General features: G+C 64.8%; 23 protein-coding genes and 1 pseudogene. 10 read left to right on the forward strand and 14 right to left on the reverse strand.

The annotated features are described in order from the left end of the window. Nucleotides 1-30 precede the first annotated feature (30 nt). Both NLM33_RS04870 and NLM33_RS04875 read right to left on the reverse strand, forming a co-directional pair. Nucleotides 31-1,884, reverse strand: a complete 1,854-nt coding sequence (locus NLM33_RS04870; RefSeq protein ID WP_254105651.1) for a potassium transporter Kup — start codon at nucleotides 1,882-1,884, stop codon at nucleotides 31-33. Nucleotides 1,885-2,065: 181 nt separating this feature from the next. Next, complete coding sequence (locus NLM33_RS04875) at nucleotides 2,066-2,323, reverse strand: hypothetical protein (RefSeq protein ID WP_254095005.1); 258 nt, start codon at nucleotides 2,321-2,323, stop codon at nucleotides 2,066-2,068. 250 nt (nucleotides 2,324-2,573) lie between these two features. Here NLM33_RS04875 and coaD point away from each other — a divergent pair, with 250 nt between their 5' ends. The 5 genes from coaD (at nucleotide 2,574) to queA (ending at nucleotide 5,779) form a co-directional block, all read left to right on the forward strand. Beyond that, a complete protein-coding gene (coaD, locus tag NLM33_RS04880) occupies nucleotides 2,574-3,071 on the forward strand; it encodes a pantetheine-phosphate adenylyltransferase (RefSeq protein WP_254095006.1) in 498 nt (165 codons plus the stop codon). A gap of 36 nt (nucleotides 3,072-3,107) precedes the next feature. After that, nucleotides 3,108-3,683 carry a peptidylprolyl isomerase gene (locus NLM33_RS04885; RefSeq protein WP_254095007.1) on the forward strand — a complete coding sequence of 192 codons (576 nt, stop codon included), beginning with the start codon at nucleotides 3,108-3,110 and terminating at the stop codon, nucleotides 3,681-3,683. Nucleotides 3,684-3,691: 8 nt separating this feature from the next. Then, entirely contained in the window at nucleotides 3,692-4,102 is a 411-nt protein-coding gene (locus NLM33_RS04890) for a hypothetical protein (RefSeq protein WP_254095008.1), read from the forward strand. Further along, entirely contained in the window at nucleotides 4,099-4,563 is a 465-nt protein-coding gene (locus NLM33_RS04895) for a peptidylprolyl isomerase (RefSeq protein WP_254095009.1), read from the forward strand. The genes NLM33_RS04890 and NLM33_RS04895 overlap by 4 nt, the downstream gene beginning before the upstream one ends. A 142-nt stretch (nucleotides 4,564-4,705) precedes the next feature. Further along, on the forward strand, nucleotides 4,706-5,779 hold the full coding sequence (gene queA, locus NLM33_RS04900; RefSeq protein WP_254095010.1) for a tRNA preQ1(34) S-adenosylmethionine ribosyltransferase-isomerase QueA: 1,074 nt from the start codon (nucleotides 4,706-4,708) through the stop codon (nucleotides 5,777-5,779). Nucleotides 5,780-5,950: 171 nt separating this feature from the next. Here queA and NLM33_RS04905 read toward each other — a convergent pair whose 3' ends face one another. Then, nucleotides 5,951-6,988 carry an aspartate-semialdehyde dehydrogenase gene (locus tag NLM33_RS04905; protein WP_254105652.1) on the reverse strand — a complete coding sequence of 346 codons (1,038 nt, stop codon included), beginning with the start codon at nucleotides 6,986-6,988 and terminating at the stop codon, nucleotides 5,951-5,953. A 55-nt stretch (nucleotides 6,989-7,043) separates the two neighbouring features. Here NLM33_RS04905 and NLM33_RS04910 point away from each other — a divergent pair, with 55 nt between their 5' ends. Further along, on the forward strand, nucleotides 7,044-7,196 hold the full coding sequence (locus NLM33_RS04910) for a hypothetical protein (protein ID WP_198031898.1): 153 nt from the start codon (nucleotides 7,044-7,046) through the stop codon (nucleotides 7,194-7,196). An 18-nt stretch (nucleotides 7,197-7,214) separates the two neighbouring features. On the opposite strand, the gene NLM33_RS04915 is transcribed toward NLM33_RS04910, so the two are convergent. The 3 genes from NLM33_RS04915 to NLM33_RS04925 form a co-directional block, all read right to left on the reverse strand. Beyond that, nucleotides 7,215-7,832 (reverse strand): PepSY domain-containing protein, encoded by a 618-nt coding sequence (locus tag NLM33_RS04915; RefSeq protein ID WP_254095011.1) that lies wholly within the window; start codon nucleotides 7,830-7,832, stop codon nucleotides 7,215-7,217. A gap of 242 nt (nucleotides 7,833-8,074) precedes the next feature. Further along, entirely contained in the window at nucleotides 8,075-8,815 is a 741-nt protein-coding gene (locus NLM33_RS04920; protein ID WP_254105653.1) for a TetR/AcrR family transcriptional regulator, read from the reverse strand. 143 nt (nucleotides 8,816-8,958) lie between these two features. Then, nucleotides 8,959-10,137 carry a patatin-like phospholipase family protein gene (locus tag NLM33_RS04925; RefSeq protein WP_371929901.1) on the reverse strand — a complete coding sequence of 393 codons (1,179 nt, stop codon included), beginning with the start codon at nucleotides 10,135-10,137 and terminating at the stop codon, nucleotides 8,959-8,961. 210 nt (nucleotides 10,138-10,347) lie between these two features. Here NLM33_RS04925 and tgt point away from each other — a divergent pair, with 210 nt between their 5' ends. Further along, nucleotides 10,348-11,496 (forward strand): tRNA guanosine(34) transglycosylase Tgt, encoded by a 1,149-nt coding sequence (tgt, locus tag NLM33_RS04930; RefSeq protein ID WP_254095012.1) that lies wholly within the window; start codon nucleotides 10,348-10,350, stop codon nucleotides 11,494-11,496. A 3-nt stretch (nucleotides 11,497-11,499) separates the two neighbouring features. Here tgt and NLM33_RS04935 read toward each other — a convergent pair whose 3' ends face one another. Then, nucleotides 11,500-11,715: a hypothetical protein gene (locus tag NLM33_RS04935; RefSeq protein ID WP_254095013.1), complete on the reverse strand. Its 216-nt coding sequence runs from the start codon at nucleotides 11,713-11,715 to the stop codon at nucleotides 11,500-11,502. A 223-nt stretch (nucleotides 11,716-11,938) separates the two neighbouring features. Between NLM33_RS04935 and cysK the strand changes: the two genes are divergently transcribed. Both cysK and NLM33_RS04945 read left to right on the forward strand, forming a co-directional pair. Next, nucleotides 11,939-12,916, forward strand: a complete 978-nt coding sequence (gene cysK / locus NLM33_RS04940) for a cysteine synthase A (RefSeq protein WP_254095014.1) — start codon at nucleotides 11,939-11,941, stop codon at nucleotides 12,914-12,916. A gap of 3 nt (nucleotides 12,917-12,919) precedes the next feature. Further along, on the forward strand, nucleotides 12,920-13,159 hold the full coding sequence (locus NLM33_RS04945; RefSeq protein ID WP_254095015.1) for a BrnA antitoxin family protein: 240 nt from the start codon (nucleotides 12,920-12,922) through the stop codon (nucleotides 13,157-13,159). Between the two features lie 251 nt (nucleotides 13,160-13,410). Here the strand turns inward: NLM33_RS04945 and NLM33_RS04950 are convergent, their stop codons facing one another. The 3 genes from NLM33_RS04950 to NLM33_RS04960 all read right to left on the reverse strand — a co-directional run bounded on the left by NLM33_RS04950 (nucleotide 13,411) and on the right by NLM33_RS04960 (nucleotide 16,580). After that, nucleotides 13,411-14,853 (reverse strand): caspase family protein, encoded by a 1,443-nt coding sequence (locus tag NLM33_RS04950; protein WP_254095016.1) that lies wholly within the window; start codon nucleotides 14,851-14,853, stop codon nucleotides 13,411-13,413. Nucleotides 14,854-15,008: 155 nt separating this feature from the next. Further along, complete coding sequence (locus NLM33_RS04955; protein ID WP_254095017.1) at nucleotides 15,009-15,917, reverse strand: DMT family transporter; 909 nt, start codon at nucleotides 15,915-15,917, stop codon at nucleotides 15,009-15,011. Between the two features lie 177 nt (nucleotides 15,918-16,094). After that, nucleotides 16,095-16,580, reverse strand: coding sequence for a MarR family winged helix-turn-helix transcriptional regulator (locus tag NLM33_RS04960; RefSeq protein WP_254095018.1), 486 nt, complete (start codon nucleotides 16,578-16,580; stop codon nucleotides 16,095-16,097). A 65-nt stretch (nucleotides 16,581-16,645) separates the two neighbouring features. Here NLM33_RS04960 and NLM33_RS04965 point away from each other — a divergent pair, with 65 nt between their 5' ends. Then, entirely contained in the window at nucleotides 16,646-16,936 is a 291-nt protein-coding gene (locus tag NLM33_RS04965; protein WP_254095019.1) for a DUF1330 domain-containing protein, read from the forward strand. Between the two features lie 319 nt (nucleotides 16,937-17,255). Here NLM33_RS04965 and NLM33_RS04970 read toward each other — a convergent pair. The 4 genes and pseudogenes from NLM33_RS04970 to NLM33_RS04985 form a co-directional block, all read right to left on the reverse strand. Beyond that, nucleotides 17,256-17,406: pseudogene (locus NLM33_RS04970) on the reverse strand (IS630 family transposase); the annotation flags it as partial. A gap of 66 nt (nucleotides 17,407-17,472) precedes the next feature. Continuing rightward, nucleotides 17,473-18,018, reverse strand: a complete 546-nt coding sequence (locus NLM33_RS04975) for a hypothetical protein (RefSeq protein ID WP_254095020.1) — start codon at nucleotides 18,016-18,018, stop codon at nucleotides 17,473-17,475. Further along, a complete protein-coding gene (locus NLM33_RS04980; RefSeq protein ID WP_254105655.1) occupies nucleotides 17,963-18,313 on the reverse strand; it encodes a hypothetical protein in 351 nt (116 codons plus the stop codon). Before NLM33_RS04980 ends, NLM33_RS04975 begins: the two co-directional genes overlap by 56 nt. A 187-nt stretch (nucleotides 18,314-18,500) precedes the next feature. Further along, nucleotides 18,501-19,088 carry a formyltransferase family protein gene (locus tag NLM33_RS04985; RefSeq protein ID WP_254095021.1) on the reverse strand — a complete coding sequence of 196 codons (588 nt, stop codon included), beginning with the start codon at nucleotides 19,086-19,088 and terminating at the stop codon, nucleotides 18,501-18,503. Nucleotides 19,089-19,252: the final 164 nt, after the last annotated feature.

Consider the following 19,252-nt stretch of genomic DNA (forward strand, 5'->3'; position numbering starts at 1 on the left):
CTCTATTCGCTATTCGCCACTCACCATTCGCTAGATCTCGAGCTCCGTGCCGAACTCCACGACCTGTCCCGTCGGCACGCCGAAGAACGCGGCGGAACGTTCGGCGTTACGTTGCAGGAACGCGAACAGCGACTCGCGCCAGACCCACATGCCCGGAATGTCCTCGCTCGGGATGATCGTCTCGCGGCCGACGTAATAGGTGATGTCGGAGAGGTCGATGCCGGGCAGCTTGCCCTGCCGGCAGGCGAGCTTCAGCCCCTCATAGATGGTCGGGTTCTGCATGAAGCCGTAATGAAGGACGACGCGCGTGATCGCCGGGATGATCTCGATCACCTCGGCGCGCTCCTCGTCGGGGACGTGCGGCACTTCCTCGATCAGCACGGTTACGAGCAGCAGGCGTTCATGCAGGACGCGGTTGTGCTTGACGAATTGCGTCAGCGCCAGCGGCACGCCTTTCGGCGCCGAGGCCAGATAGACGGCGGTGCCGGGAAGCCTGGCGCGGCACTTGTTGACGGCGGTCTCGATCAGATCCTCCTCGGGCTGGCGGAGCTTCGCGCGGGCGCGCTCGACGAGCTTGACGCCGCTACGCCAGGTCAACATGAGGAAGGCGACGAAGCCCGCGAGCAGCAGCGGAAACCAGCCGCCTTCGAACAGCTTGATCGAATTGGCCGCGAAGAAGATCGTATCGATCGCGAAGAAGAAGCCGTTGACCGCGACCACGATCCAGGGCGAGTAGCCCCACTGGATCGCGACCAGCGCGGCGAGCAGCGTTGTGATCGCCATCAAGAGCGACACCGCGATGCCATAGGCGCCGGCAAGCGCGTCCGACGTGCCGAAGGCGAGCACCGCGCCGAGCGTTGCGGCGGCGAGCAGCCAGTTCACAAGCGGCACATAGATCTGGCCGATCGCATCGCTCTGGGTGTGACGGATCTGCATCCGCGGCAGGAAGCCGAGCTGGATCGATTGCTGGGTCAGCGAGAACACGCCCGAGATGATCGCCTGCGAGGCGATCACGGTCGCAACCGCCGAGAAGGCGACCAGCGGGTAATGCAGGACATCCGGGCAGAGCTGGAAGAACGGATTCTCGATCATCGTGGGGTCGGTGATCAGGAGCGCCGCCTGGCCGAAATAGTTGAGCACCAAGGCCGGCAGGCAAATGGCGAACCAGGCCAGCCGGATCGGCAAGCGTCCGAAATGCCCCATGTCGGCATACATCGCCTCGCCGCCGGTCACCGCCAGGAAGGCCGCGCCGAGAATCGCAAAGGAGACGTGGAAATCCTGGTGGATCAGGAATTCGAAGGCATAGAGCGGGCTCAGCGCGGCAAGCACCGCCGGCGCCTTGACGATGCCGTGGATGCCGAGCGCGGCAAGCACGCCGAACCAGGCCAGCATGACCGGACCGAAGATCCGGCCGATGAAGCCGGTGCCCTGCTTCTGCATCATGAAGAGGCCGATCAGGATGGCGATCGTGACGGGCACCACGACGGGCGCGAGCGACGGCGCATCGACTTTCAGGCCTTCGATGGCGCTCAGGACCGAGATCGCCGGCGTGATCGCTCCGTCGCCATAGAGCAGGGCGGCGCCGACGAGGCCGACCACGAGGAGATGCGCGCGCCAGGTGCCCGGCTGGGCGTGACGAGCATGCAGCAGTGCCAGCAACGCCACGATTCCGCCTTCGCCGCGGTTATCGGCGCGCAGGATCAGCAGCGCGTATTTCAGCGAGATGATCAGGAGCAGCGCCCACAGGATCAGGGACGCAACGCCGAGCACGGCATCCTGGGTCACCGTCCCGCCATGCGCGGCCGCCTTGGCGGCTTCCTTCAGGGCATAAAGAGGGCTGGTTCCGATATCGCCATAGACGACCCCGAGGGCGCCCATGGTCATGGCAAGCGGCAACGGATTGGGATGGTGGCCGGTAGCGACAGCAGGCGTACTGGACAATGGCAACCCCCTGATGGCGACGCGCCCGCCGGGCTATCCGGGGGGCGCGGTCCTCCGCTCAGTCTGCGACGAGACGTCGCAAAATTCCATGGGGTTTGTGTGACGCCGGATTAGGCAGCGTGCCCTACGGCGTCCGGTCGGCGGTCACAAGGCGCGCCTCACGCACGTCCGCCTTGCTGCCGGCGCGGCGCAGGCAGGAGGCTTCGAAGTTCGGCCAGGCCTGCTGCGAGCAATCCTTACCGATGACGCGGATATCCAGCCGGTCAGCCTTGGCAAGGGGCTGCGGCACGCTGGCTTCGACGGTCGGAGCAAAGCCGGGCAGGACGGTGAGGGCGGCAGCAACACACGCAGCGATAGTGATAGCCGAAAGAGCCTTGAACATAGACGGTCCCCTGTGATGTGGCCGCTGCGCCTTGAGTGCGGCCCGTCATTTCGTTGGGTGGATTACTAACCATGGCCAGTTTCCGGACATCTTCGCCGATGCGGAAAATGGTTTCGTTCGCTATCCGTTTTGTTTCGTCGCTACCCGCAGGACGAAACAGTTCAGGGAATTCCGACAGGTTCTCGCGGGAAAAACGGACAGGGAACCTCGCCGGCTTGCCGGGCAAGGCGGGGCGCGGTAGGAGGAGGCCATGCCGCGTATCGCCTTTTATCCGGGTTCCTTCGATCCCATCACCAACGGCCATCTGGACGTGGTCCGGCATGCCGTTCCCCTGTGCGACCGGCTGGTCGTGGCGCTTGGCGTGCACCCCGGCAAGAAGCCGCTGTTCTCGACCGAGGAGCGGCTGAAGATGCTCCACGACGTCTGCGAACCGATCGCCGCACAGGCCGGCTGCATTTTCGAGGCCACGACCTTCGACGACCTGACTGTGACCGCGGCGCGCAAGCATGGCGCGACCATCATGATCAGGGGCCTTCGCGATGGCACCGACCTCGACTACGAAATGCAGCTCGCCGGCATGAACGAGGCCATGGCGCCCGAGGTGCATACCGTCTTCCTGCCGGCCTCACCCATGGTCCGCCCGATCACCGCCACACTGGTGCGCCAGATCGCCGGCATGGGCGGGGATGTCTCGGCATTCGTGCCGCCTCTCGTCGCAAGCCTGCTCAAGGCAAAATTCGCCGGCTAACGGCGCGCGTTTCATCTCATCTGATCCGGAGTTTTCATGATCCGTCGTCTCGCAATCCTTGCCACGATCTTTGCCGCGCTGATCGGCATTGCCCCTGCGGTCGCCCAGACCTTGCCGGCGGGCCTCGACAAGGCCAACGCACTCGTCATCGACACCACCAAGGGCCGCATCGTCATCAAGCTGCGCACGGATCTGGCGCCCCAGCATGCCGAGCGGCTGAAGCAGCTCGCGCGCGAGGGCTTCTACAACAACGTGCCGTTTCACCGCGTGATGGACGGCTTCATGGCGCAGACCGGCGACGGCCAGAACGGCAACGGCACCGGCGGCTCGAAATATCCGAACCTGAAGCAGGAATTCTCCAAGGTGCATTTCGCCCGTGGCATCGTCGGCATGGCCCGCCGCGGCGACAGCGTCGACACCGCCAATTCGCAGTTCTTCATCATGTTCGCGGACGGCGGCAGCCTCGACGGCCAGTACACCGTGATCGGCGAGGTCGTGCAGGGCATGGACGTCGTCGACAAGCTGAAGAAGGCCCCGCCCGGCTCCGGCAGCGGCACCGTCACCGATCCCGACAAGATGGTGAAGGTGCAGGTCGCCTCCGACATCAAATAGGAGAGGCGATGGCGCGCCGCGGCGAAAAGCTCCTCGTAGCTGCCGCGGTGCTCCTGCTTGGCATCACGAGCGCGGCGGCGCAGGACGAGCAGGTCAACACCATCCGCGATATCTTCGTGCGGTTGGGCCGTTGCTGGCAACCGCCGCCGCCCTCGAAGGCCCGCCCCATCGACATCACCGTCGTCGTGAGCTTTAACCGCGCCGGAGAGATTTTGGGCCATCCGAGGATCACCTACGAGTCCAAGGATGCCTCAGAGAATGACCGGCTCCAGTACCGGGTCGCCGTGATGGAGGCATTGCAACGCTGTACGCCGATGCCATTTACCGAAACGATGGCCGGCGCCGCTGCGGGGCGTCCATTCGCGGTCCAGTTCCACGGCCGGAAGACTTCACCCCCAACCCAAGAGAGAAAAGCATGAGCGTCACCGAAAACACCCTGATCCTCGAAACCACGCAGGGCCCCGTCACCATCGAGATGCGGCCCGACCTCGCGCCCGGCCACGTCGCGCGCATCAAGGAGCTGGTCCGCGAGGGCTTCTACGACGGTATCGTGTTCCATCGTGTGATCGACGGCTTCATGGCGCAGACAGGCTGCCCGCACGGCACCGGCACCGGCGGCTCCGGCAAGAAGCTGAAGGCCGAGTTCAACAAGGAGCCGCATGTGCGCGGCACCGCCTCGATGGCCCGCGCCGCCAACCCCGATTCCGGCGACAGCCAGTTCTTCATCTGCTTCGACGACGCGCGCTTCCTCGACAACCAGTACACCGTGTGGGGCAAGGTCACCGCGGGCATGGAGAATGTCGACAAGATCAAGCGCGGCGAGCCGGTGATGAATCCCGACAAGATCGTCAAGGCGCACATGGCGGCGGACAAGGAGTGACCGCTCGACCCTCATGGTGAGGAGGCCCGTAGCGCCGTCTCGAACCATGAAGGCCAAGCTGCAGCAGCGGGGCCTTCATCCTTCGAGACGCGCGTCCCGCGCTCCTCAGGATGAGGGGTGACGGCGTAGCGCTGAGCCGACCATGCGCACCGATCTCTTCGACTTTGACCTGCCCGCCGAGCGCATCGCACTGCGCCCGGCGCATCCGCGCGACTCCGCGAAGATGCTGGTCGTGGAAGGCGGCGGGCTGCGCGATCACCTCATCTCCGATCTGCCGCAATGGCTGAAGCCGGGCGACCAGCTCGTCGTCAATGACACCAAGGTGATCGCAGCGCAGCTCAAGGGCCGACGGATCGGGCGCGAGACCGAGCCGAAGATCGAGGCGACCTTGATCAAGCGGCTCGACGGCTCGCGCTGGCAGGCGCTGGTGAAGCCTGCGAAAAAGCTCACTGCCGGTGACCGCATCCGTTTCGGCAACGAAGGCAAGGTCTGCCTGCTCGGCCATCTCGATGCCGAGGTCGAGGCCAAGGGCAGCGAAGGCGAGGTGACGCTGTCGTTCTCGTTCCACGGGCCGACGCTCGACCAGGCAATCGCCGACCTCGGCAGCCCGCCGCTGCCGCCCTACATCGCCTCGAAGCGCACGCCGGACGAGCAGGACCTAGCCGACTACCAGACCATGTTCGCAGCCAATGAGGGGGCCGTCGCAGCGCCCACCGCCGGCCTGCATTTCACGCCGGCGCTGGAGCAGGCGTTGCGCGCGCGCGGCGTCGGCATCGTCAGAGTCACGCTGCACGTCGGCGCCGGAACGTTTCTGCCGGTAAAGGTGGACGACACCGAAGGCCACAAGATGCACGCCGAATGGGGAACGATCTCGGCCGAGACGGCGGATGTGCTGAACACGGCGCGCAAGAACGGCGGCCGCATCGTTGCGGTCGGCACCACGTCATTGCGTCTCCTGGAGAGTGCAGCCGACGAGGACGGCACGATCCAACCGTTCGCGGCCGACACGGCGATTTTCATTACCCCCGGCTATAGATTCCGCGCGGTCGACATTTTGCTCACCAATTTCCACCTGCCGCGCTCGACCCTGTTCATGCTGGTGTCGGCGTTCTCGGGGCTCGAGACGATAAAGCAGGCCTACGCGCATGCGATTGCCGAAGGCTATCGCTTCTATTCGTATGGCGATGCGTGCCTGCTGTTTCGGGCGCGGGAGTGATCCAAAGCGCAGCTCTATCTCCGTCACCCTGAGGTGCTCGCCTCTTCGGCGAGCCTCGAAGGGCGACGGCCCGACTGCTGCATCTCGGCCGTCCATCCTTCGAGGCTCACCCAACGGTGCGTTGCACCGCTGGGCTCGCGCCTCAGGATGACGGGGCAGCAGTACGAAGGCTTACGCCATCACCCGCTGCGGCAACAGCTCGGCGATCTGCACGGCGTTGAGTGCTGCGCCCTTCAGAAGCTGATCCGCTGCCACGAACATCGAGATTGAATGCCCGCTCGGGTCGCTGAGGTCCTTGCGGATGCGGCCGACGAGAACGTCGTCCTGGCCCGAGGCGTCGATCGGCATCGGGAAGTAGTTCTTGGCGCGATCGTCGACGACCTTCACCCCGGGTGCCTGCGCCATGATGGCGCGGACCTGGTCCTCGCTGATCGGCTTCTCGCATTCGAAGGTGATGGCCTCGCAATGGGCGCGCAACACCGGCACGCGCACGCAGGTGACGCCGACGGCGATTGTCTCGTCCTCGAAGATCTTGCGGGTCTCCTTGATGACCTTGGTCTCTTCGTCGTTGTAGCCGGTCTCGGGATCGACAGCGGTGTTGTGGTTGAAGAGATTGAAGGCGTAGGGGTGCGGCATCACCTTAGGGGTATAGACATGCCCGTTGAGATTGGCGCGGGTGGATTCGACGAGCTCCTCCATCGCGGCAGCACCGGCGCCGCTGGCGGCCTGGTAGGTCGAAATGATCACGCGCTTGATGCGGTTCTTCTGGTGGATCGGCCACAGCGGCACCAGCGCGGTGATCGCCGCGCAGTTCGGGTTCGCAATGATGCCCTTGTGGTCGCGGATACGGCTCGCGTTGATCTCGGGGATCACCAGCGGCACGTTCGGGTCCATGCGGAAGGCGGAGGAGTTGTCGACGACGACGGCGCCGGACTTCACCGCGATCGGCGCGTACTTCTTCGAGATGCTGCCGCCGGCGGAGAACAGCGCGATGTCGACGCCGTCGAAGGAACGCTCGTTGAGTTCCTCGATGACGACCGGCTGGCCGCGGAACGACACCGTCTTGCCGGCGGAGCGGGCGCTGGCCAGCGCCTTCAGCTTGCCGACGCGGAAACCACGCTTGTCCATGGTGGCGATGAATTCGGCGCCCACCGCACCGGTGACGCCGACAATCGCGACGACGGGATCGTTACTCACATTCTCCTCCATTGTTGCAGGCAATAAAAAAGCCCCGGACCACGAGGGCGGGGCTTCGGTTGAGCTGATGCGTAAAGTCGACGACTACGCGCGCACGCCTCCCCGGGCCCCGAAGGCCGTGGTGGTTTTCGTCGTGCGTTTCGTCGCGGTCATCATGGCGGCGACTTATGCGGGAGAGTTTTGCCGCCGTCAACGGCTTTTCAGGCAGATCCGGCTGTAACGGAGCAGGCGCCTCGTATTACCGCCGGCTTGCGGCGCCGGGCGGCTCGAGGATGACCTCCTTGAGGTCGTTGCCGCTCATGACGACGATCGCGAAGTTCAGCCGGCCGCCCTCGCGGACCATGCCGCCGCTGATCGCCTTGCCTGAGGCGGCGTGCTCGGCCACTCGCACCGCATCGGCCAGTCGGTGCTGGATGGTCTTGAGGGTGGCGAGGTTGCTGCGGTCATCGGCACCGAACTCGTCGAGCGGTGAGGCTGCGGCGCCGCCGACGATCTTGCCGGTTGTGGCGTCGATCGCGTGTTGCCAGACGCGGTCGTTGTGCAAGGTTTTCACCCGGTAGACCGGCGAGGCAGCGGCGCCGTCGAAACTGACGTCGGCAGTCGTCGAGCCTGCATGCTGTGCCTCGGCGATCGCCATTGCCTGCCTCAGCGAAATCGCCGAGCCGCGGAACAGCGCGAGCTCGCGGTCGACCGCGCGCTGGTCCAGGACGGCGCTGTCATCGGCCTCGCTCCGGAGCGAGGCCGACGCGTCGGTCGACGCCACGATCGCGTAGACCGGCGCGGGGAGCAGGACCGCCCACAGGGTGAGCACGAGCAGTGGTTTCCAGCGTTTCGGAGCGCGCATCGGTGCCGTCATCGTCTTCACCCCGTGCGGAGGTGCAGGAAAGGGCGCGGCCGACCGGGGGCAACTGGCCGGCCGCGGAGCGTCGCAACAGCATAGGATGTTGCAGCGATCAAAGTCTTAAGAACGGTGCGGGCCTGCCAGGGGCTAGGAAGGCATCAACCCGTACCTTGCTTATAAACAAAACCATACCGTATCGTTTTATTATGGGCAAGACGGAACTCGCCATCCGGCGGAGATAACCGGTCACGAATCTGTCAGCGGGACGGGCGGCGCCGAACCGCGCCTTTGGACGCGGCCTGGACACGGCCCGGAGGGCCGAGCGCACCGGCCAAGAACAGCCGGATCGCCGAGCGCATGCGCTTTTCGGCCGTCTTCATCTCAAGCGGTGTGCCGAACGTCGCCATCCGGTGGGTATGGCCGACGACCACGTCGAGAAAGACCTCGGCCGCGATGCCGGTATCCTCGAGGTCCATCGCTCCTTGCGCGACCAGATGATCGAAGAACCGCGCCGTCGTGGCGACGGCCTTCATCCAGCCTTCCTCCTTGCCGAGCTTGGCGATGTCGGGGAAGTTGATGGCCTGTGACGTCATCATCCGGCTGAAGGCGACGGCGTCGGGACCGCAGGTGAACATCAGCATCTCGCGCCCGACCTCGACCAGGCGCTGCTCGACTGAAATGTCCGAGGGGCGCGTGAGCTGCACCTCGGCGGCCTCGGCAAGCGGCGCCAGCCAGCGCGCGATCTCGCGCCTCAGGACCTCGGCAAACAATCCGCGCTTGTCGCCATAGCGCGCGTACACGGTGGGCTTGCTGACCCGGGCCGCTTCCGCCACCGCATCGAGCGAGGTCGCGTCATAGCCGCGATCGAGGAACAGGCGGGTGGCGACCTCGATCAGCCGCTGGTCGCGCTCGATGGCGGCGCTCTTGGTCGGCCGGCCGCCGCGCGATTTCGGAACCTCCCGTTTCGCCGCTCTCGTCTTGGTCGCAGTCAATCCCATGCCCAATGATTCCTGCGCGGTCGTGATCGTCGTCATCGCTCTATAACGCGCAGCGAGAGGGGCGTCATCGCGAATCTGCCCGAATCGGCCGCATCATCAACCGTCTCGGCATCGCGCCGTTCCGCTGGCGCCCATGCAAGGCTCTAGGGAAGCGTGGCGCTCCAGGCGTGGCCACCGGCCGCCTTCTCGTACCCATACTGATAGAGCGCGCGCATATAGGCCGTGTCGAATCCTTGCGAGGGCGGCGGCGGATAATCGCGCTCGATATAGGACAGGTGAAAGCCGAGGTGGTTGCGGCGCGCGAAATCGTAGGTCGAGAAGATCACCGAGCGTGTCTGCGACTGCGTGATCGAGGATAGGCTGCGCGAGGCAACCTCGATCGTGCCGTTGGGCACGAGCTCGAAGGTACGCTCGATCTTCTTGTTGACGAGGATGTAGATGTTCACCCGGCTGTTGCCGGGCAGGCGCCCGTGGAACAGCAGGTCTTCCGGGAGCGTCAGGACCGGCGCGGTGACGCCGCCGTCGACATGCATCTCCTGAAAGCGTCGGCCCTGGCCTTCGGCCTCGATCAGGATCGGCGGAAACACCAGCGGAATGCTGGCGGAGGCCGCCATCACGTCGCGAAACAGCTTGAGCGCCTCGGGCGTGCCGAGCGCGGCGATCTTGCCCATGTCCCAGACGGCGGTGCGCTGGGTGTCGAGATCGGTGGTCACGACGAGCAGCTTGCGGCCCTTGGCATGCTCGCGCGCGACCTGCGCCAAGATCTCCGGCCCGACATAGCGGGCGACGAGCTCGCGCAGCCGCGTGTTGCCGAACAGGCCGGATCCGAACAGCACGCGCATGATGCTGGGATCGCTCAGCAGGCTCTCCGCGATGCCGCTGGTGTAGAGCTCCCTGAGCGTGTCGTCATATTGCGGTCCGAGGTACGCGAACGGCGCAATGAGCCCACCGGTGCTGACGCCCGAGACGACCGAGAAAACGGGGCGCGTGCCGGCCGCGCTCCAGCCGTTCAGCACGCCGACGCCATAGGCGCCGTCGGCGCCGCCGCCGGACAGCGCCAGGTAGGTCGTGGTCGCTGCGGTGTCGTCCTTGCCGGCGCGGAATTTGCCGACGGGCTCGTCGGTGTAGCGGCGCAGGCCGTCGATATCGAGCACGCGCGAACTGCTCGCATCGGCCGCCGTGTAGGGCGTTCGCGGCAGGGTCGTGCACCCGGCCAGCGCCAGGCCGCAGAGCAGGGCGGCCTGGCGGAGCAGGCGCATGCCCGTTCTGCCGATCCCGCCGTTGAACAGGATCGATCCGGTCAGGAATGAAGGGGGAGGCATTCGCCGTCAGTCACCACACACGCACGCGCCGCCGGCGTCGTCGCCCGCGGCATTTCCCATCCTGCCCCTGACGCTAAAACTATACGGTATCGTTTTATTTAACAAGTGGAAGGCTGGGGCTGCCGCAGGGCGCTATTGTGTCGGACCTGGGGCATGGCCCTGCGCACTGGGCGGTTGATTGGCTCCCGCCGGCACGCAATAAGCAGCGCCATGAATCTTCCCGATCATGGTCTTCCCAATCATTTCGAACTGCTCGCAACCGATGGCACTGCGCGCACCGGCCGCCTGACCACGCCCCATGGCGTGGTGCGCACGCCTGCCTTCATGCCGGTCGGCACCGCAGGCGCCATGAAGGGCATGCATTGGCGCGAGGTGCGCGAGGCCGGTGCCGACATCGTGCTCGGCAACACCTATCATCTGATGCTGCGGCCGGGCGCGGAACGCATCGCAGCGCTCGGCGGCCTGCAGAAGTTCACCGGCTGGAACGGCCCGATGCTGACCGATTCCGGCGGCTTCCAGGTGATGTCGCTGTCGGATTTGCGCAAGGTCAGCGAGAAGGCGGTCACCTTCCGCTCGCATATCGACGGTGCCAAGGTCGAATTGTCGCCCGAGCGTTCGATCGAGGTGCAGCGCTATCTCGGCTCCGATATCGCCATGCAGATGGACGAGTGCGTGCGGCTGCCGGCCGAGCGCGACGACATCGAGCGCGCGATGCGGTTGTCGCTGCGCTGGGCGGAACGGAGCAAGCGCGCCTTCGAGAGCGCGCCCGAAGGCTACATGCTGTTCGGCATCGTGCAGGGCGGCGACGTTCCGTCGCTGCGGCATGCGAGCGCGGAAGGCCTGGTCGAGATCGGCTTTCACGGCTACGCGATCGGCGGGCTCGCGGTCGGCGAGCCGCAGGATGTGATGCTGGCGATGATCGACGAGACCGCGCCGGCGTTACCGTCCGAACGGCCGCGTTATTTGATGGGCGTCGGCACGCCGGATGATCTTCTCGAAGCCGTGAAACGCGGCATCGACATGTTCGATTGCGTGATGCCGACGCGTAATGGCCGCCACGGCGTCGCCTTCACGCGCTTCGGTCAGGTGAACCTGCGCAACGCACGCCACGCCGACGATCCGCGGCCGCTCGATGAAGAGAGTTCGTGGCCATCCGCGCGCAACTACGCGCGCGCCTATCTCCACCATCTCGTCAAGTCAGGCGAGACGCTCGGCGCAATGCTGCTGTCGGATATCAATATCGCCTATTACCAGTCCCTGATGCAGGGCATCAGGGACGCAATCGCAAACGGCAAATTCGAAGAATTCTATCAGCGTACGCGCGAAGAGTGGGCGAGGGGCGACATCGCCCCACGCTAGCCGTCAATTGCACGTGTACGGTTTGACCGAATGCTTGGTCACGAAGCCATAGCCACAGGTGTCGCAAGTCCAGAGATAGCTGATCACGTGGTCTGAGACATAGGCGGAGGCTTCGGCGGCGACCATGGAGTCGGCGCAGACGGGACAGGTGGGCAACTCGCTGCAACGTGGATCGCGGCTACGCGCGACGGTCGTCAGGACTTCAGCAAGTGCTGACATCGTGGGACCTCCCTGCTGTTGGACGTAAGTCTAACATAAGCAGAGTTCGTTGACGAGGTCGCAACACAAATGCGTTGGTTTTCTGATATTTAATCTTTGAGCGATTTTGCGATGCAGCGATTTTTTGCGGTGCATCTCTTTGTTGCTTGCGTGTCGTCACAAGCTGTCTCTAACTGAACAAGATCGCTGACAAAGCGAACATTGTTGTCATAGGGAGTTCATCATGGACGCTTCGTCCACCACGGGTGCAGTGCACTCAGCCGGCCGCGGCCGGGTTTATGACTCGATCGTCGACGCTTTCGGCGACACGCCGATCGTGCGGCTGCGCCGGTTGCCGGGCCTGCAAGGGGTGAATGCGACCATTCTCGCCAAACTTGAATATTTCAATCCGGCCGCGAGCGTGAAGGATCGCATCGGCGCGGCCATGATCATCGCCATGGAGAAGGCGGGCCACATCAAGCCGGATACGGTGCTGATCGAGCCGACCTCCGGCAATACCGGCATCGCGCTCGCCTTCGTCGCCGCCTCGCGCGGCTATCGCTTGAAGCTCGTGATGCCGGAATCGATGTCGATCGAGCGGCGCAAGATGCTGGCCTTCCTCGGCGCCGAGATCGTGCTGACGCCGGCGGCACAGGGCATGAAGGGCGCGATCGCAACCGCTGAGGAGCTGCTCAAGACGACGCCGAACTCGGTGATGCCGCAGCAGTTCAAGAACCTCGCCAATCCCGAGGTGCATCGCCGCACCACCGCGGAGGAGATCTGGAACGACACCGGCGGCAATATCGATTTCTTCGTCGCCGGCGTCGGCACCGGCGGCACCATCACGGGCGTCGGCCAGGTGCTGAAGCCCCGCAAGCCGTCGTTGCGGGTCGTGGCGGTCGAGCCGGAGGAGAGCCCGGTGCTGTCAGGCGGTCAGCACACCCCGCACAAGATCCAGGGCATCGGCGCCGGCTTCATTCCCGACATTCTCGATCGCTCGGTGATCGACGAGATCGTGAAGGTCAACTCGACGACCGCGATCGAAACCTCGCGTGCGCTGGCGCGGCATGAGGGCATCCCGGGCGGCATCTCCTCGGGCGCGGCGATCGCTGCAGCGCTCCAGATCGGCAAGCGGCCGGAAGCTGCGGGAAAAACCATCCTGGCGGTGGTGCCGTCGTTCTCCGAGCGCTATCTTTCGACCGCTCTGTTTGAGGGAATCTAGCACATGGCGGATCAACCGAGGCGGCCGCGGACCCTGGGCGATGCGAGGACGGAGGCCGAAGCCGCGTTCAAGAAGGTGACCGCCAAGGTTGCTGTGGCGCCGCCGAAGCCGAACGTGGCGCCGGGCATCAAGGAGCAGGTCACGCTGCGCATCGACCAGGACGTGCTGGAGCATTTCCAGGAAGGCGGCCCCGGCTGGCAGGACCGCATCAACGAGGCGCTGCGCAAGGCGGCGGGGAAGTAGCATTTCTGAGCTACGTCAGCTTTAGCCCCTCATCCTGATAAGCACGGAACGCGCGTCTCGAAGGATGAAGGCCAAGGTGCAAGAGCGCGGGCCTGCATGGTTCTCCCGGCGATGCGAAGCATCGTCCGGATTCGGCGCTGACGCGCCTCCTCACCATGAGGCGAGAAAAGGAAAAGAGGGGGAGAAAAGAAAAAGCCCGGCGAGAGCCGGGCTTTCTTGTTGTCGCTGCTCGGGAGCTGCGGCTTGGCGCCTTACCGCCGCAACATGCCGCCCACCACGCCGCCCATGACACCGCCGATGAAGGCGGCGCCGGCGGCATCGCCGCTGCCGCTGCGCTGGACGGGCGCGGGCGCGCTGGCGGTGTTGCTGGGGGCGCGACGGGGAGGCTGCTGACCGGAGCTGCCGCTATTGGCGGTCGGCGCCGCTGTCGCGACGATCTCGGAGAGCAGGGCCTTGTGCTGGAGCTTGTTGAGATAGCCCGAGACCGGATAACTGCGCGCGGCCTGCCAGCGCTTGATCACGCTGCGGGTCTCGTCGGTGAACACACCGGTCAGCTTGGTGTCGAAGCCGAGTCCGGTGAGGCGGTGCTGCACGTCGCGGCGCGAGCCCTTGTCGAGCCCGATTTGGTCCTCGGTGAGCTGGGTGGCTTCGTCCGTGAAGGTCGCGGGATCGACGCCGGCATTGAGGGTACGCGTCGTCGTCGACGGACCGGTCTTGATTGCCGCAATGCGCGCCAGCGCCAGCGCCTTGAACTGGCCGTTCGGATAGGCGGAGAGATAGGCGTTGAGCTCTTCCGGCTTGTTGGATTCCTTCACCGAGCGCCAGTATTCGAGCTCGACATTGGCCGCATCGGTATTGCCGCTCGCGGCCGCCGGGGCTGCGCCCGTCGCGGTCGGTGCCGCGTTGGCCACCTGCTGGCCCTGCTGTGACGGATTGAGATAGACGGCGCCGATCAGGTTGGTGTGGCCCCAGGGAAGCTGACCCTTGTGGGTCTCCTCGTTGACCTGGGCGCGCACCGACGTCATCGCCTGCTGGATCTCGACGCCGGGTTTGGTGATGTTGTCGATCAGCGCGCGGGTGAACGGGCTGTTGTTGCCTTCCTGGCCGTCGAGCGCCGTTTGTCCCGGGCCGGTCGCGAACGCGATCAGCGTGCCTTCGCCCGACTTCATCTCGGCGAGGCCGGTCTGGACGTTGACGCTGCGGGTCGCCGAGTTGGACTTGATCTTGGCGGCAAAGGGATTGTCGCGGCAGGCATCGAGGAACACCAGCTTGACCTTGGCATCGCCCATGGTCTGGTCGAGCGTCAGGTCGATATTGATGGCGGCCCCTAGCTTGACGTCCATCTCCGACTTGATGTCGGCATCGACCGGCAGGAGGTAATTGGTGCCGCCGACGGCAATGCCATGGCCGGCGTAGTAGAACACCGCGACGTCAGAGCCCTGCGCCTTGCGGCCGAAGTCCAGCAGCTTCTCCGTCATCTGGTCGCGGCTGAGGTTGGAGCCTTCGATCACCTCGAAACCGACGTTGCGCAGCGTCGCCGCCATTGCCTTGGCGTCGATCGGCGGATTCGGCAATTGCGCGACGTTCTTGTAGGCGCCGTTGCCGACCACGAAGGCGACTCGACGGTCGGCCTTCGCGGCGCTGACCGACAACGCCATGCACATCAGCGAAACGAGAATGGTGAGATAGCGCATCTGAATTCCCCAACAGAATCGAATTCGAAGCAGCAAAAGCGGGTCCAAACTTACACGAAAACGCCGCGCGTCGGCACCCACAGTGCCCAACCCTTGCCGATAACCGAGTATGTCCCCAGAGGCCGCCCCTTCAGCGTGATCCAGATCACGCTTTGCTACTCCGATTGGTCGCGAGCCCTATGGAATTGGTTCACTGCGCGGGCGGAAACCTGCGCCGTCGGCTTCAAGTTCAGAAGATTGCCCAGCAGGATCAGCAGGGCGCCGACTACCGTCCATGCGTCGAGCCGCTCTGAATACAACAACCAGCCGGCGGTCGCCGTCAGTGGAACCCGCAGGAAATCCATCGGCACGACGATGGTGGCATCGGCGTAGCGCATCGCGCTGGCGAGACAGTAATGCGCAAATGTGCCGCATATGGCGACCACCATCACCCAGCCCCAGACATAGGTCGGCGGCCAGGCCCAGACATAGAGCGCCGGAAAGAAGCCCGCGACCGCCTGCACGACGATCATCCAGAACAGGATCGCCAGCGCGCTCTCGGTGTGCGCCAGCGACTTCACCAGCACCATCGACACGCCGAAACCCATGGCGGCGCCGAGCGCGATCAACTGGCCGGGATTGATCTCGCCCATCGCGGGCCGGACGATGATGATCACGCCGACGAGGCCAAGCACGATTGCGGCAATCTTCCACGGCGTCATGCGCTCGGACAGGAAGCCTGCAGCCAGGATCGCGGTCCAGATCGGCATGGTGAACTCGATCGCCACCACCTGGCCGATCGGGATCAGCGTCAGCGCGAAGAACCAGCCGAGCTGCGAGACGTAGTGGATCAGGTTACGCACGATGTGCTGGGGCAGGCGAACGGTCTTGAGCGTCGCAAAGCCGCCGGCGCGATAGATGATCGGATAGAGCAGGACGAAACCGATCAGCGAGCGCACTTCCATCAATTGGAAGACGTTCATCTGCCGTGCGGCTTCGCGGCCGGCGACCGCCATGACCAGCGTCAGTGACAGCCAGCCGGCCATCCACAGCGCAGCCATCGGTTTGGACGGGGTGATGCTCATCGGGGCAGGAGAGGGGACGTGAGAGGGCAGGCCGGTATCGGCGACCGGGCGCGCGTTTGCAACGACCAAATCCGCGGATGCAGCGATGCGCGGCGGCGCGGGAGGGTGCCATGTCCAGATGTCATTCCGGAGCGATGCAGGGCCAATGCGGTGCTATCGGGTAGCGGGTGTCCCGAGCTAGGTACCTGAGGAATCGGTTGGTGAGACGGCCGAGGCCGCAGCCTGCGCGGCGACTGCAAGCTGGGACATGACACGCCCCGCAACACGCGATGCCTCCTCGCCAAGAGCCTCAGCCAACCGGACCCGGGCGCGCTCCCAGGCGGCCATGGACTCGTCCATCAGCCGGCGGCCCCCGTCGGTAAGCACCAGGCGTTTGCCGGCTCGGCCCCGCCCCCCATGGTTGCGCACGAGACCCCTCCGCTCGAGGCTCTTTACGCTGCGGCTGAGAGTGGTGGCATCGACCCCGGCGCGCGCCGCCAGCTCAGCAAGCGTTGGCTCGTGGCTGCCGCCAATCCCCACCAGAAGGCTGAACTGCTCTGCCGTGATCCCCAAGGGCCGAAAGCAGGCATTGTAGTAGCGCGTGAGCGCCCGCGCCGTGACTCGGGCCTGGAAGGCCGGGCACTCGGTTTCGACGCGGCGATAGAGATCAGAAGCCTCTGTCATTTGCAGGTCTCGACAAGATCCGACTCATATAATACTGTATATGCAGTATTGTTAGGGAGCCCGCCATGACGGCCTATGTCCACGTCAATCTGCGTATAATGGATCCGGCCAGGCAAGCCGCACTGGCGCCGCGCTTTCAGGCGGCGCTACAGGCAGCAGGAGGCCGCATCCTCCACTTCGGGCCGGTGGCCCAGATGCTGGAAGGGGACGTGGCGCCATTGCCCATGGCCGGCATCTTCGAATTCGCGACTCTCGCCGACGCGCTGGCGTTTTATCAGTCACCGGGGTACGCGCCGATCAAGGTTGAGCGCGACGCGGCGCAGGAAGCACGCGTGTTTGTCGTCGACGCGGGCTGAGGGGTTTCAAGACCGCGATCGTCCGGCTACGGACGGGTCCCGCTCCGTTTGCGATCTTCGCAGCAGAGGGCTGCCTATGAAGCCGCTGCCTTGCCATTGTCAAAATCCGGGGCGCGGGCTCGGGGTAGCCGCGGCGTGACAAGGGCGCCGCCGGATTCAAGCTGGCCGTTGGCCGTTGCGTCTAGCCCAAGCTCAAGGCAGACCTCGCGGTTATGTTCGCCTTGAAAGGCTGGAAGGCCGACGGGCGCCAATTAGGCGCTCGAAAGGCACAGGGTGATCCGGTGGGTTGCGGATCACTTGCAGATCGAATCCAACACTTGACCGCCGTCGTGCCCAGCCCATCGATCGGCCGTGGCCAGCACGATCCGGGCGCGCCAGACATGCTTCTGGGGGCTGTTGCGGTCATCGACGATCGCCTGCAAGCGCTTGCGATCGGTCGAACTCAGATGGACGGCGACGCCAGTACGCATCCCGCAGACTCGCACGCCGCAAGGCATGGGAATCCCGACAAGGACTCTTACGTCGGCATCAATCCACTAGCGCGACATCGAGATGTTGGCGCCGCGGAACTGGCTGTCGGCCCGCATCGTGACCGTCTGCTTGCTGCCACTCGTGTGCAACCCGATGCTGGCATTGAAGCCAGCGGTCTGGGCGACGACCTCGAAGTTTGCGCCGCCGCCGCGGCCCGAAATCACGCCGCTGATGTTGCGGCTGGCCTCGGTCCAGCTGCCGGTGATGGCATTGCCTTCCGCGCGGACATTGGCGGAGAGGTTGAACTTGTAGGCGTCGCTGGCGCAGGTCAGCGACATTTCCATTGCGGGACCTGCGGGCGCGTATTTGGCGCGGCAACGGATGCGTTCGGTCGATCCGTCGTCGAGGGTGACGGTGCCGCCGCCACTCCAGCTGCCGGCGAGGACGGCGAACGGACCGGACTGCGCCTTGCTTTCCGAATTTGCGACTGACGCCGCAAACAAAACGGCGGCCGCAACGAGCAGCCGCCGGTTCATGACCCGAGCCTCGGTTGGCTTATTGGCGCGATGCTTCCCACCGCCCGCTGCACGGTATGCCTCCTGATGCTCCATTCCACTTTCCCGATCCGGCGTTGCCGCTGAGTTGACCGTTGGCATATGCACCATTGATCGAAACTTTCACAAGACCCTCGCGGCCGATGGTGCCGGAAACGTTAGCGCCGGGCGCCGTGATCCGGCCATCGGAAACCGTCAGCATGGAGCTTGCGGTCGGCTCGCAGGAGCCGCTCTTGGTCATGATGGTGACCTGCCAGTTGCCGTCATAGGGGTTTTGGGCGAACGCGGGTGCTGCGAGCGAGCCGGTGGCAATCGCGGCGGTAAAAATCAACGCAATGCGATCAAAACGCATGAATTTCTGTCCCTGCCTATGTCTGAGATGCTGACGCTTATTGGGGGGAAATGTGACAGAAATTTGCTGCATCGCCAAAGCGAAAATTGTTCCTGTGGAAACAATGGTTTATTTGCCCATTCTCAGCCTGTTTTGGGCGTCGAATCGGCCGGATTCGCAACGTTAAGGATGAATCGTCGGCGGGCGCCTAAGACAGGCTCGGCGCGGCGGTCGCGAACTGCTCGTCCTGCGTCTTGGCCGGCAGCGTCTTGTGGACCTTGATGTAGTCGATGACTTCCGCAAGCAGCTTCAGGCCAAGTGGGGCCAGCGCCCGCTCCCACAGCTCGCGCGCCGTCTCGCCCTTCTTGACGAAGCACCAGTCCTGGGCGGCGATCGCGCCGGCATCCATGCGGTCGGCAAGGTGGTAGATCGTGCCGCCGGCTATCGGGTCGCCCTCCTTGATGGTCCACTCCACGGCGGCCTTGCCGCGGTGACGCGGCAGCAGCGACGGGTGGTAGCCGACACCGCCAAGCCTCGAGGCGGCGAGCGCCTCCCTGGAGACGCGGGCGTGGCTGTGTGCGGTGATGATCAGGTCGGTGTTCGCAGCGATCTCGGATGCCGCCACCAGCTTTGGATTGGCCTGGACCACCGCCTCGATACCGGCCGACCGGGCGGTCGCGGCGAGGCGGTCCTCGCCGTCGGCGACCACGACCCGCGCGATGTCCACGCTGTGCTCCCGGAGCATATTCAGGGTGATCACGCCGAAATGGCGGGAGCCGATCAAGGTGATGCGCATGGGGTCTCGGTCCGTCTCGGGAGCTGGGTCACCCCCGGATAACACGCCATAAGGCCCTGTCACCCCCCGCGAGCCCTTTGCGCCGGTTATCAACAATGCGCGGGACGCAAGCCTGTCGAACCGGCTGTCCGTTCGTCGCGTCCAACGGGCATGCAACGCAAACG

The organism is Bradyrhizobium sp. CCGUVB1N3, from assembly GCF_024199925.1.
Taxonomy (GTDB): Bacteria; Pseudomonadota; Alphaproteobacteria; order Rhizobiales; family Xanthobacteraceae; genus Bradyrhizobium.